Annotated in this window: 10 protein-coding genes; 9 read left to right on the top strand and 1 reads right to left on the bottom strand. The window is 60.9% G+C overall.

Annotation, left to right across the window (positions count from 1 at the left end):
• The first annotated feature begins 93 nt into the window (after positions 1 to 93).
• The gene (locus NSJP_RS07335) at positions 94 to 909 is read left to right on the top strand and encodes a helix-turn-helix transcriptional regulator (RefSeq protein WP_172834221.1); all 816 of its coding nucleotides are present in this window, start codon (positions 94 to 96) and stop codon (positions 907 to 909) included.
• A gap of 85 nt (positions 910 to 994) precedes the next feature.
• On the opposite strand, the gene NSJP_RS07330 is transcribed toward NSJP_RS07335, so the two are convergent.
• Positions 995 to 1,732: an acyl-homoserine-lactone synthase gene (locus NSJP_RS07330; protein WP_080886260.1), complete on the bottom strand. Its 738-nt coding sequence runs from the start codon at positions 1,730 to 1,732 to the stop codon at positions 995 to 997.
• Between the two features lie 205 nt (positions 1,733 to 1,937).
• On the opposite strand from NSJP_RS07330, the gene NSJP_RS07325 reads away from it, so the two are divergent.
• From NSJP_RS07325 to NSJP_RS07290, 8 genes are all read left to right on the top strand, one after another.
• A complete protein-coding gene (locus NSJP_RS07325; protein ID WP_155969971.1) occupies positions 1,938 to 2,750 on the top strand; it encodes a sensor histidine kinase in 813 nt (270 codons plus the stop codon).
• Positions 2,747 to 3,424, top strand: coding sequence for a response regulator (locus NSJP_RS07320; RefSeq protein ID WP_080886258.1), 678 nt, complete (start codon positions 2,747 to 2,749; stop codon positions 3,422 to 3,424). Before NSJP_RS07325 ends, NSJP_RS07320 begins: the two co-directional genes overlap by 4 nt.
• 75 nt (positions 3,425 to 3,499) lie before the next feature.
• A complete protein-coding gene (locus NSJP_RS07315; protein ID WP_080886257.1) occupies positions 3,500 to 5,572 on the top strand; it encodes a sensor histidine kinase in 2,073 nt (690 codons plus the stop codon).
• Positions 5,572 to 6,252, top strand: coding sequence for a response regulator transcription factor (locus NSJP_RS07310; protein WP_080886256.1), 681 nt, complete (start codon positions 5,572 to 5,574; stop codon positions 6,250 to 6,252). Before NSJP_RS07315 ends, NSJP_RS07310 begins: the two co-directional genes overlap by 1 nt.
• 227 nt (positions 6,253 to 6,479) lie before the next feature.
• Positions 6,480 to 7,040: a TIGR00645 family protein gene (locus NSJP_RS07305; RefSeq protein ID WP_080886255.1), complete on the top strand. Its 561-nt coding sequence runs from the start codon at positions 6,480 to 6,482 to the stop codon at positions 7,038 to 7,040.
• Positions 7,041 to 7,072: 32 nt separating this feature from the next.
• Positions 7,073 to 8,167, top strand: a complete 1,095-nt coding sequence (locus tag NSJP_RS07300; protein ID WP_080886254.1) for a hypothetical protein — start codon at positions 7,073 to 7,075, stop codon at positions 8,165 to 8,167.
• Positions 8,168 to 8,207: 40 nt separating this feature from the next.
• Positions 8,208 to 9,644: a patatin-like phospholipase family protein gene (locus tag NSJP_RS07295; RefSeq protein WP_080886253.1), complete on the top strand. Its 1,437-nt coding sequence runs from the start codon at positions 8,208 to 8,210 to the stop codon at positions 9,642 to 9,644.
• 16 nt (positions 9,645 to 9,660) lie between these two features.
• The gene (locus NSJP_RS07290; RefSeq protein WP_080886252.1) at positions 9,661 to 12,300 is read left to right on the top strand and encodes a patatin-like phospholipase family protein; all 2,640 of its coding nucleotides are present in this window, start codon (positions 9,661 to 9,663) and stop codon (positions 12,298 to 12,300) included.
• The last annotated feature ends 4 nt before the right edge of the window (positions 12,301 to 12,304 follow it).

Below are 12,304 nucleotides of genomic sequence, written 5' to 3'. Positions count from 1 at the left end.
GCCTAACGTCTCTATTCCATTTTTTTGTGTAGGCGGCGTATACTATCCACAGCTGCGGTCCTTTGCGGCCCTCTTGCTTGAGGGATGGTCACCATGGCAGAAGCCTCAAAATATCCCTTCCCGGGTCAGGTCTTCACGGCGCTCTCCAGGTTGGAGTGCGAACACTCGCTCGAAGTCCTCCATTACGCGGCCCAGGCGGAAACGTCCGAGGACATCAAAGGCGTATTGGAGCTGATCCAAACCCATTTCCCCTTTAGCCGATTACTCGGAGGTTTGGCCAGACTCGGATCCGGCGGACGATTCGAAGGGTTCGCCAACGTCGTCAATGTGAGTTACCCGGACGAGTGGTTGCGGCTGTACTGGCAAAACAGTTTCTTCGAAGTTGACCCGGTCTTTCAGAAAGCGCTGAAAGCACCCGGGACCCAGTTGTGGAAGGATACCTACCGCTCCGCCACTTCCAAGAAGGAAAAAGAGTTCATTCGAACCGCGGAAGAGTTCGGTCTTCAAAGCGGCATCACCACCGGATCGGCCGACCAAGCCTGCAGCATCGCGACGTTCTGCTCATTTGCCGGCGAGAGCGACCTCGAAGCCGAACGCTACCTTCCCCTGATGGAATACCTCGGTTACCACCTGCATCTCGCGCTCATGAGGACGGAACCCCGTCACACCTATGCGCTGGATCGCTGCGTAAAAAAACTCTCCGTCCGCGAGTTGACCATCCTGAACTGGATGAAGAACGGCAAGACGAACTGGGAGATCGCTCAAATTCTCGGCGTCACCGAGCGCACCATCCGGTTCCACGTGGAGAGTATTTTCTCCAAACTCGACGTCACCTCCCGCTCTCAGGCCGTGGCAACGGCCATCGAACACGGCCTGCCGAACCTGCACGGCCTTCCCAGCGCGGTCTAACGGATTTCCTCCGCCTAGTTTCAGTCCGCTGCTTCAAGTCCTTTCCCCCTGTCCCGATCCGAATAGCTCCGCGATCCAATTTAGCTCAGGCGGCTTCGTATTGGACGTCGCCCACTTCCGAAGCCGAGGCGCGAACGGGCGAGTCGCAGCGGGACGCACCGGTCGAAACCGTCTCCGCGGTGGAATACCATTTCAATACTTCCGGTCGCTTCGCCGAGGCATTCAGACGGAACGTCTCCAGATCGATCAGTGCGGCGACGGACACCGCTTGGGCAGGCGGTAGCGAGACCGGAGCTCCGAGGGACTGGCAAGGCCATCCCATCAGGCGAAGGCCACGGAGCAAACGTTCTTCCACCACGATGTACGTATAGCGAACGTCGTTCGCGACGCACCAGAGGTAGGCGCCTTTGATGGCCGCCTGCATGACGCGCGTCGAGACTGTTCGGTCGGCCACGTGTGGATCCACCGCCAGACGGGTGATTTCCGCGGTATCAAGTTCCTTGCGAATGGGATGCGTACCAGTCAAACAGGCACTGAATTCACTCTCCAGCATGAAGGGCACCGGGGCATGCGTCATGCGAACCAAGCCCAGGAGGATCGAATCGGCGGTGAAGACGCCGATGGAGGTACTCCAGGCGTCGTACATGTCCGCTTCAAGCCGGTCAGGACGTTCCGGCACCCATTTGAGTCGCTCGGCAAAGACGCGATGGCGGAGCCGGTATGCCTGGCACCATTCGGATTCTGTTTCCAGTGTCTTTACGGAGAACGCGCCTTCATGGAAGAAAATCCGCTTCTCCTCGGCCACCACCATCGAGTCGCTCATCTCGTCCTCCTTCTGAGCAGCGGTGCAATTCCGTATTAGACGCGGCGAATGGTTCCATTTCCCGTCTAGTCCGTCACCTGGCCGACTCGCCAGGTGATCGGATTCGACGACCGTGATAGTTAGGTATCCAGCATTCAGAGCGGTGCACAGTGCAGCCGCCGAGACAGCCAGGGCGATTCGCCTGGCGGAAAGGGAGAGGTGAGGCGTGGGTGACCGCACGCATGGGTTACAGGTGATTAGGGGCGCCGGACAATCCGGCACAAGACCGCAGCACTTTCGATCGGCTCAACGCATGAATAGCGCGATCGGAACCACGGAGACCTTCGGCCCGGCGAAGAGCCGCGATGATCTGGCCGTGGCATTACGCACGATGGAACAGCGATTGGCGGCCCTGGTCGAGGATCGCGGACAACTCACCAGGGACTTGCACGACTGCGTGCTGCAGTCGTTGTACGCCATCGGCCTCACCATCGAATCGACCAGACGGGCCCAGCCCCAGCGGCGGCCGGTAGCGGATCAGACCGATGATCTGCTTATCGACCAGCTCAACACCCTGATCCAAGAGGTCCGCGGCATGATTCGCACCCTGGAATCGGGCAACGTCCAGGAATTTGACCTCGCGTCCGAGATCAAGACCCTCATCAAGACCTACGGGGAAATCAGCACGCTCCAGATCACCACCGATATTGTGCCCCGCGCCGTCGCTCTGGCGACCAATGAAGAAAAGCGGGAGGTCCTGATGATCATTCGCGAAGCGGTGAGCAATTGCGTCCGCCACGCCAAAGCCACCCGTGCCAGTATCTCTCTCTACGCGCAAGGACGCCACCTCCGTTTGGCGATCGCGGACGACGGGGTAGGCTTCACACAGGGGGACAATCGCACAAAGGGTTATGGTTTCGCCAACATGTCCGCGCGAGCCAAGAAACTCGGCGGGCGACTGTTGGTCCGCTCGCACGTCGGGGAAGGGACCCACATTCTCGTGGAATTCGCCTTGGAACCCGACCACCTGGCACTATGACAAAAGACCTGCCGCTGAAGATCGTCATCGTCGATGATCATGAGGTCGTCCGACACGGCCTTCGCTCGCTGCTGAGCCTGGAAGAAGATTTCAAAATCGTCGGAGAGGCCGGGACAGTGGCGGAGGCGTTGGCCGTGGTCGAACGGGTCAAACCTCAGGTCGTCCTGCTCGACGTCAAATTGCCGGACGCGACCGGCATGGAGGCCTGCCGTAAACTCCTCGCCGTCGCACCCAACCTGCGCGTTCTTATCCTGACGAGCTATGCGGAGGACGCGTCGATCATCGGGGCCGTGCAGAGCGGCGCCCATGGATACGTCCTCAAGGACATTCGCACCGACGAATTGATCCAGGCCATCCGCGCAGTCGCCAGCGGCAAGGGCCATTTGGATCCTCGCGTAGCCCAGCAGGCGCTCCACTGGATCCGGACGCAGTACCGGACAGAGAGTCCCGGCCGCCAGGGTCCCAAACTCTCGCCGCAAGAGCGGCTCATCGTGCCGCTCCTGGCGCAAGGGAAGACCAACAAGGAAATCGCAGCGCATCTGAGCCTGAGCGACAAGACCGTCAAGAACTACCTCGCCAACATCTTCGAGAAGCTCAACGTCAGGCGTCGCACCGAAGCGGTGGCCTGGTTCATCAGGGAAGGCCGTTCCAGTTACTCAGGGCCCAATACCTAGGAAACCGTCCTGTCGCCGTTCGCCTCCCGCCTATCCCTCGCCCTTTGACCTAGCAATTCACGGACAAAGCGTTCTATGCTAGCGGCCTATCCGTTCGGCCCTGGCAATCCGTTCGGCATCGGATACCCGATCCGGCAGGCGGCCGACGCGTCCGACATGGAGCAGCCCATGATTCGGCAGTCCGACAGCGAGCTCTCCGCCGCAACCGATTTTCAGCTTCTGCTCACACAATTGACCGGCCTCCGTCGTGCCATGGAGCAAGCCGCCGAATCCGACGACGAGCTCGGCCGAAGTCTGTATTCGGCGCTGCACCACCGCATGCAGGACTGCGATGAGCAGCTTGCACGGGTGATCGGGCACGTGGAGCACAACCTGCTCCAGCAGGAAACCATCGCCTCGGCGCTGCATGAGAGCGAGCACCGGTACCGGTCGCTCTACGACAACAACCCGTCCATGTACTTCACCCTGTCCCCGGACGGCCTGATCCTTTCGGTCAACAACTACGGGGCGGAACAGCTGGGTTATCTGCCTCAGCACCTGATCGGCCGCTCCGTCCTCGCGGTGTTCAGACCTGAGGATCACGAGACCGTGCTCGCGCAGATCGGCGTATGCACGGAGAGCCTCGATAAGTTATTTGAATGGGAGATTCAGAAAATCCGCAAGGACGGCACGGCGTTCTGGGTCAAGGAACGGGCTCAGGGCATCCTGGACCGCACCGGCCGAACCTTGGTGCTCGTAGTCTGCGAAGACGTCACTGCCCGTCGAGTGACCGAAGACATCGTCCGGGAAAGTGAAGAACGTTGGAAAACGCTGTTCGAGCATGCCGGAGTCGGCATCGCCCAATGGAGCCTCGGCGGGCAGTTTCTTTGCGTCAATCCTTGTCTGTGCAAAACACTGGGGTTCACCTCGACCGCCATGCAGAGCCTGACGTTTCAGGAACTGACGCATCCGGACGACCTCCCGGTCAATCTTCGCTACCTCGACGAATTGACGGCGGGCATGGTCGCCTCCTTTTCGACGGAGCAACGGTGCCGCCGGAGCGACGACACCTGGATCTGGGTCAGTCTGACCGTCTCGTTGGCCAGAACCGCATCCGGCGCCCCGGCGTACTTCATCGCCGTCGTCGAAGACGTCTCGGAGCGCAAGCGAGCAGAAGATGCCTTGCGCGCCAGCGAATTGCTCCTGCAACGGTTTGTCTCCGAGGCTCCCGTGGGGCTGGTGATTCTGGACTCGCAGCGGAGGCTGCTGACCGCAAACAAGGCCTTCTGTAGGTTGACCGGTCACGCGGAGCAAGATTTATTGGGCCGGACCTACGATCTCTACACGCATCCCGACGATCTGGCGCCAAATCTCAAGCTCACGGACGAATTTTATCGGGGCATACGGGAAGACTATACGCTCGAGAAGCGCTACATCAGGAAAACGGGACAGGTCATTTGGGTCTCCGTCAAGGCCACCGGCGTCGGGTTACCCAATCATCCCGGCCCTCTCCTGCTGGCGGCCGTGCAGGACATCACCGACCAAAAACGCGCGACGGAGGAACGCGAGCGCTTCAGCCAGGACCTGCATGACAACATTCTGCAGTCCCTCTATGCGGTGGGCATGCAGCTGGAAGCGAGCAAGCTGGCGTCCGGCAAGTCACCCAGACGAGCGAAGATCCACGCCAGTCAGGCGATCGACCAGTTGAACCGCCTGGTGAGCGAGGTACGCCACTTCATCGCCTTGCTGAACCGGGGCGGAAGCGCAAAGATGGACCTTCGCGAAGCGCTACGCCAGCTCGTGTCGGCCTTTTCGACGGCCGGACATCGTCCTCCCGAGCTGGAGATCGAAGACGGTGTGCTCGACCTCATCACCACGGAGCAGGCCGAGCAGCTGCTGAACATTGCACGTGAAGCGCTGAGCAACAGCGTGCGTCATGCCAAGGCAACGCATCGATCTGTCCGGCTGAGTCAATTGGGGGCCTCGGGCATGCGGATGCAAGTCTGTGACGACGGCATCGGCTTCGTCCCCAAGCTCAAACGCAAACAGGGTCATGGCCTCGTGAACATGGCCGCCAGGGCGAAAAAAATCGGCGCCCGGCTGCGTTTGACCAGTAAGCCGGATCAGGGCACCTGCATCACCGTGGATCTGTCGCAAACGGAGTCGTAATGGCCGCACGCACCGCACCCATTCGGCTCTTGATCGTCGACGACCATGAGGTCGTGCGGATCGGCTTGGGCGCCGTCTTGGATCTGACGCCCGGCCTCAAGGTCGTCGGCCAGGCTTCCCGAAAGGACGAAGCCAAGCAGCTCAGCCTCAAACTCAAACCCGATCTGGTCCTCCTGGACATCCGCCTCCCCGACGGCAGCGGCGTGGAGGCCGCGCGCGACATTCTAGCGGCCTGTCCGAATACCCGGGTCTTGTTTCTGACCAGTTTTGCGGACGACCATACGGTTCTGGAGGCGATCCTGTCCGGAGGACAGGGGTACGTGCTCAAGGACATCGCGTCCGATTCCCTGGTCAAGGCGATCAAAACGGTGGCGTCGGGTCAGCCGCTGATGGATCCCCGACTGACCAAGTACACGCTGCACCTGATCAAGCATGGCCCGGCGCAGTCGGGAGCGTCGAAGCGCCCCCTGTTGTCGCCGCAGGAGCAACGGTTGCTGCCGCTTGTCGCCGAGGGGTTGACCAACAAGGAGATCGCCGTACAGTTGAATTTGAGCGAAAAGACCGTCAAAAACTACCTGGCAAATATCTACTCCAAGCTTCAGATCGGACGACGGTCTCAGGTTGCGGCCTTCTACGCCGGAAGCTTCAAAAATCTCAGCGCACCGCTTCCCTCCAAGTAACCCGTCCACCTGGGCGCCGGCGGACCCGACATGACCATCATCGCTCCGATGTTCTTGCCACGCGATCCAGGTTGCGAGGACGGCTCGAACAATTGACAGCATCGCCGCTCGCCACTAGGATACCGCTCACTTGGATCGGTCCGGCAAGCAGCCTATGGCAGGCGACCATCCGTTCCCATACTTCCACGCGAACCTATTCGCACGGATCCATGCCCTGAGGAGATATTATGTCCAGCGGAACTCCCCCCGCGTCCGATAATGCTCTCGAATCCAGCCAGGAGGTCATCCATCCTATTGAGCACGCGTTCGAAACCGTCGTATTTGCCAGCCGCTGGATTCAAGCGCCGTTGTACGGGGGCCTGATCATCGCCGAACTGCTGTACGCGTATAAGTTTCTCGTCGAATTGTGGGAGATGGCGATCCATATCCGGCAATTGCAAGAAACGGAATTCATGTTGGGGGTGTTGGGTCTGATCGACGTGACGATGGTGGCCAATCTCCTGACGATGGTGATCATCGGAGGCTATGCGACGTTCGTCAGCAAACTCAATCTTGAGACCCATCCGGATCGGCCGGACTGGTTGACCCATGTCGATCCCGGCACGATCAAGATCAAGCTCGCGGCCTCCCTGATCGGTATTTCAAGCATCCATTTGCTCAAGGCCTTCGTCGACGTGGCCAACGAGAATCCGGAACACATCAAATGGAAAATTTTCATCCATGTGACCTTCCTCAGTTCGGCCATTCTGTTGGCCTGGACGGACCGGCTCATGCTGAAAAAGCACTAGATGTGGATCGGAAAAGATCCTGTTCGTATCCAATGAGGCTCTTTCCTCAAGGGTTGCCGCAGTCAGTCGATCGGCCGACTGCCCCCGTCCGCGCCGAGGCGTGCGGGAAATCCGTCCGGCTTCTCCTCTGCACGGTGGCAACCGCCGTATGTGTCGGATGCGTATCCACGGGTCCCGACGGACCGAAGCCGTTCGATCTCCATCTGCAATCCTATCGCGAGCGGCTGGCGGCAGAACCGGTGCTTTCCCGTCAATTCCGCGCTTGCCTTGCGCAAGTTCGAGACAGCGATCCGGAAGCGGATGATGAGCCGATCACACCGGTGCGGGCTCTGATCAGGAAAGTCCGCGAGCGCGACCCCGTGGCAGGCGATTCACTTTCGAATCTTCAAGACCTCGTGGCCGGCTTGATCCAAGACAAAGGCCGGTCATTGGACATTGTCTCGCTGAAGGGAGTCGTCGCCGCGGCACGTCTCTGGCAAGAGCGAATCGACGTGGAGGAAGAGGACCTTGCAAAAGGAGCGTCCCGATTCGCCCGATTGCTCGTTGCGTACAACAAGGCCTATTTCGGCAATCTTCGTCTTGTCGAGGCTGAGCCGCCTCCCGGAGAGACGGCCGGCGGAGTCAGGCCGGCCACCTCCGTCGGGTTCGTCGATCGAAGCGGACGCAGTTTTCTGTTTCCCGGGTTGCCATTCCAGGCGAGCCTGGAATCGGACGCCTTCACGGCGGAACCGGGAAGCACCGCCACCTCTCAACGGATCGGCGCAGATCTGACCAGGATTTTTATCGAAGCGTTTTTCGACGCGGCCTTCGAAGTACCGGCCGTCGAAGGTGCAACCGCCTTGCAGGTCGACTGGGCGGCGGAACGACCCTTTCCGGAGCTCCGGCCCGATCAATCGGGTATTCCGCTTTCCGGCATGGCTCGGGTGACGCGCGATGCCCTGCGGGTCGAAGCGGTCGTCATGACCAAGGTGGGCGAGGCCGTCCGGGGAGGCAGCGTGGCCGGAACGGGCAATGAGACGTTGGCGGCGTCCCTGGAAACCGCCGCAGGAGTCACGGCCAAGAAGCTGGTCGAGCACGGAGGCTATTGCTATCTGCAAGTGAAACCGCCCGCGACGCAGGGGCACTGAGAATCATGGAACCAGTCGGGTCGATTCGAGAGGTCACCATATGAAGAGTATCCTCGCCACCATGCTCGTGAGCGCCGGATTGGTCTTGACCGGATGCTTCGCCAAGATCCAACACCTGCCGGCACAACCGCAGGGCGCGGAGGCTTTGTTCGCTCCCCTGCCCGACCAGGATTTCATGGTCGGCCTGGCCGTCTCCGGCGGTGGGAGCAGAGCGGCGACGTTCGCGGCCGGCGCCTTGGAAGCGCTCGCGGAAACGCCGGTGCAATTCAAAGGAAGCGCACGCAGCGTGCTCGAGACGGTCAGCTACATGTCGAGCGTCTCGGGAGGAAGCCTGGCGACCGCCTATTACGTAGCCAAGAAGCCGCCGAAATCCGAGGCGGTCCTGGGCGAACAGGGACTCTCCCCGCGCTACCGTGAATTTTTCTCCGACTATAAGAAGGCCATGCAAACCAATTTCCAGGAGCGGGGACTGATCCGGCAACTGACGTATTTCCGCGCGCTGAATCCGACTAAGTTGGCCTACTCGCTGTCGGAGGTGTGGGACGCACAGTTTCTGGATGAGATCACCTTCGCCCAGCTGTACGAGCGCGAACTCCGCGGCGACATTCCCCGGGTCATTCTCAACGGTACGGTCTATAACTCCGGCCAGCGTTTCGCGTTTACCACGTTACCCGCCGCCGATTTCGATTACGACTTCATCAGCCTCCTCACCAAGGAATTGAAAAACCCGAACCGGCCCGTCCCGCTCACGCCCGAGGGCATGGCCATCATCCAAAAAGGCTTGGACGAGGCGAGCCGGCAGTTTCTCCCTCTGACCTTCGAACGTATCGGGGCGGACTATAGAAACCTTCGGCTGTCGCTCGCCGTCGCCACCTCGGCTTCGTTTCCACCCGTCGTCGGCCCGGTCACCTATCAGATCGAAGGAACACCGAGGTATTTGCACATCGGGGACGGCGGACTATTCGACAACCTCGGCACGGAATCGTTGACCACCTTGTTTCTGAAGAAAATCCCGCAGGGTTCGCCGAAGCGGGGCCTGATCATCGTCATCGATACCTCGTTCCCGTTCGACGCCGGAGCCGCCGCCCTCGACCACAACGACAAGGGCTTTCAAGTCTTCCGCGAAGATCCCTCGCGCGTCGTCGGGATCATGGAGGAGCGGGCCAACACGTATCAGACGCTCCTCTGGCACAGCCTGCGGACGCAGGGCGTGATCCTGCCTGATTTTGCGCATCTGAGAATCGTCGTGCTCAAGCATGTCGACGCCGAATGGACCGGCTATCAGGATCTTCCCGAATCCTGCCGCGACGACTTCGCCGCGGACGTGACACCGCTCCAGATCAAGCAAGCGGTCGCCCTGATTCCGACCCTATTCAAGATCAAGACGCCGTGCCACGGGGCTCTGCTCGTCAAAGCGGCGCGCAAGGTGGTCGAGCAATACAAGCATCGGATCGTCAACTTCATCGAAGCCCAGTAACGGGCGCCGGGGGGTCATGGCGGACGCACAGGAACACGGTCCCTATCCCCTTTCCAGGGTGCTGGAGGAGGAATATGCAGCCCTCCACGGGCCGCTGCCGGCCGGGGATCCCGCTGCCTCCGACGCCGATCGGCTCGCCTCCGCCTACGCCCGCATCCATGGCCTTCCGCGCCGCCAGGCGGCGTTGTGCGTGTCCGGAGGAGGCATCCGAAGTGCGACGTTCGCACTCGGCGTCATCCAAGGGCTGGCGAGACTCAAACTATTGGACCGGTTCGACTATTTGTCGACGGTCTCAGGGGGCGGCTATATTGGCAGCTGGCTCTCCGCCTGGATCAAGAATCACCAGCGGGGTCTTGCCGGAGTCGCGGAGGAGCTGCGGCAACCACCGCAACCGGACTGCGTGGAACCGCTGCCCATCGCCTATCTGCGGGCCTACAGCAACTATCTCAGCCCTCGCCTGGGACTCATGTCCGCCGATTCCTGGACCCTGGTGGGAACCTATCTCCGCAATCTCGTCCTCAACTGGCTGGTCTTCATTCCGTTTCTGCTCGCATTGCTGGCCGTTCCGCTTCTGTACCGGGCGGCGCTGAGGAGTCACGCGCCGGACGCACTGGCCGGCTTCTGCGCGTTTCTGGGAAGCACCTTTCTGCTGGGCCATCTCGTCTACCTCCACTTGTGCCGGCCGAGCCTTTGGAAACTGCGGACGTCTCCGTCGTGGCGGTGGTTCGAGAGCCAACCGGCGTTCTTGGGCCTCTGTCTGACTCCCCTCCTATTGGGCGTCACCAGCCTGTCGCTCGGCTGGTACTGGCACCTGCAAGCCGAGCGAACCTTGGAGCACATGACGCTCAACGGATGGTCGAGTCTGGCGATCTTCTCGTTAGGAGCCGCGGCCATGCATACGGTCGCCTGGCTGATCGCCGCACTGGTATTGCGGCGCCGCTGGAACGACGTCTGGCGCTATCTCGAACTCCTGACCATCGTCCTCAGCGGGTTGCTCGGCGGCGGACTCTTGTGGCTCGCGCTGTCCAAGTCAGCGCCCCTATCAGGCCTTCCACGCTTCGAAGACTGGTACGCCTGCGGCGCCGTCCCGGGATTCTTATCCCTGTTTCTCCTCGCCGCCTCGGTATTCATCGGCATCGCCAGCCGTTCGACGGGGGACGACGACCGCGAATGGTGGGGGCGCTCAGGTTCCTGGGTGCTGATCGCCACCGTGAGTTGGACCGGCATGTGCGGCATCGTGATCTTCGGACCCCTGGTGCTGGCACAGATCCCCGGCTGGCTGACGTCGGCGGGAGGTATCACCGGCATCGTGACGATCGCCCTGGGATTCAGCGCACGAACGGCGGGCAAGCAGGACCATGAGCGGCCGAGCCTGTTGGCAAAAATCGGAGCGAAAGGATATGTGCTCCTGCTTGCGCCGTTGACGGTCGTCCTGGTGCTGATGACGCTCGCCCGGGTGAACGCCGCCGTGCTGCAGAGCGCGCCGGCGCTTCAGATCGGTCAATACATCATCGGCCTGGCGCTGTTCGCCGTCTTGATGTCGTTCTACATCAATATCAACAAGTTTTCGCTCCATGCCATGTACCGAAACCGGCTGATACGCGCCTATCTGGGGGCTTCGCGCGGATTCAAACGCGTCCCGAATCCCTTCACCGGATTCGATTCCCACGACAATTTTCAGATGGCAGACCTCGCCCCGGAAGGCGCCGCGGTTCAGCGCCCCTTCCACGTCGTCAATATCGCTCTGAACCTCGTGCGTGGGAAAAACCTGGCATGGCAGCAACGGAAGGCCCAATCGTTCACCGTCAGCCCGCTGCACTGCGGCAGCGGCAACATGACGCCGGGCGGCTACCGTCTGACCAAGGAATACGGCAAGAACCCCGCGGTGAATCAGGCCATCACGATCGGCACCGCACTGGCCATCTCAGGCGCCGCCGCGAGTCCCAACATGGGCTATCATTCGTCTCCCGCGGTAACCCTGCTGTTGACGCTGTTCAATATCAGGCTCGGATGGTGGCTCGGAAATCCCGGAGAAGCGGGCAAGACGGCCTATCGCCGATCCTGCCCGGAGTTTGCCGTGGGACCCCTCCTGTCCGAAGCCTTCGGATTGACCAACGACGAGCGGCGCTACGTCTATCTTTCGGACGGTGGGCACTTCGAGAATCTCGCGCTCTACGAGATGGTCCGGCGGCGATGCCGCATCATCGTCGTCAGCGACGCCGGCTGCGACCAGCTCTCGAGATTTTCCGACCTGGGCAACGCCATCCGAAAGATTCGAATCGATTTGGGCATTGAAATCGAGTTGGACGTCGAGAAGGTGCGGCGCAAGGCCGGTTCACCCTACAGCGAGCGCCGCCACGCGGTCGGACGAATCCGCTATGACCTGGTCGATCCCGGGGCGACCAGCGGCCTCTTGCTGTATCTCAAGCCATCGCTGACCGGTCGGGAACCGACCGACGTGCTCGACTATGCGGCGAGCCATCCGGAATTTCCGCACGAATCGACCGGCGATCAGTTTTTCGACGAATCGCAGTTCGAATCCTATCGCAAACTTGGCTTGCACACGGTCAACGAGGTGTTCCTCGATGTCGCCGCGGAGACGGGGCTGGCCGATGATCGCCTCTTCGACCTGCTCTACTCGCATGGAAGCGGATAACGGG

The organism is Nitrospira japonica, from assembly GCF_900169565.1.
Lineage (GTDB): Bacteria > Nitrospirota > Nitrospiria > Nitrospirales > Nitrospiraceae > Nitrospira_C > Nitrospira_C japonica_A.
The sequence above is the reverse complement of the archived record's forward strand: the minus strand, read 5'-3'. Positions and strand labels throughout refer to the sequence as shown.

Coding starts and splice junctions, on each gene's coding strand:
- NSJP_RS07300 (WP_080886254.1), top strand. CDS start 7,073: ATGAGGCTCTTTCCTCAAGGGTTGCCGCAGTCAGTCGATCGGCCGACT.
- NSJP_RS07320 (WP_080886258.1), top strand. CDS start 2,747: ATGACAAAAGACCTGCCGCTGAAGATCGTCATCGTCGATGATCATGAG.
- NSJP_RS07335 (WP_172834221.1), top strand. CDS start 94: ATGGCAGAAGCCTCAAAATATCCCTTCCCGGGTCAGGTCTTCACGGCG.
- NSJP_RS07295 (WP_080886253.1), top strand. CDS start 8,208: ATGAAGAGTATCCTCGCCACCATGCTCGTGAGCGCCGGATTGGTCTTG.
- NSJP_RS07315 (WP_080886257.1), top strand. CDS start 3,500: ATGCTAGCGGCCTATCCGTTCGGCCCTGGCAATCCGTTCGGCATCGGA.
- NSJP_RS07290 (WP_080886252.1), top strand. CDS start 9,661: ATGGCGGACGCACAGGAACACGGTCCCTATCCCCTTTCCAGGGTGCTG.
- NSJP_RS07330 (WP_080886260.1), bottom strand. CDS start 1,732: ATGAGCGACTCGATGGTGGTGGCCGAGGAGAAGCGGATTTTCTTCCAT.
- NSJP_RS07310 (WP_080886256.1), top strand. CDS start 5,572: ATGGCCGCACGCACCGCACCCATTCGGCTCTTGATCGTCGACGACCAT.
- NSJP_RS07305 (WP_080886255.1), top strand. CDS start 6,480: ATGTCCAGCGGAACTCCCCCCGCGTCCGATAATGCTCTCGAATCCAGC.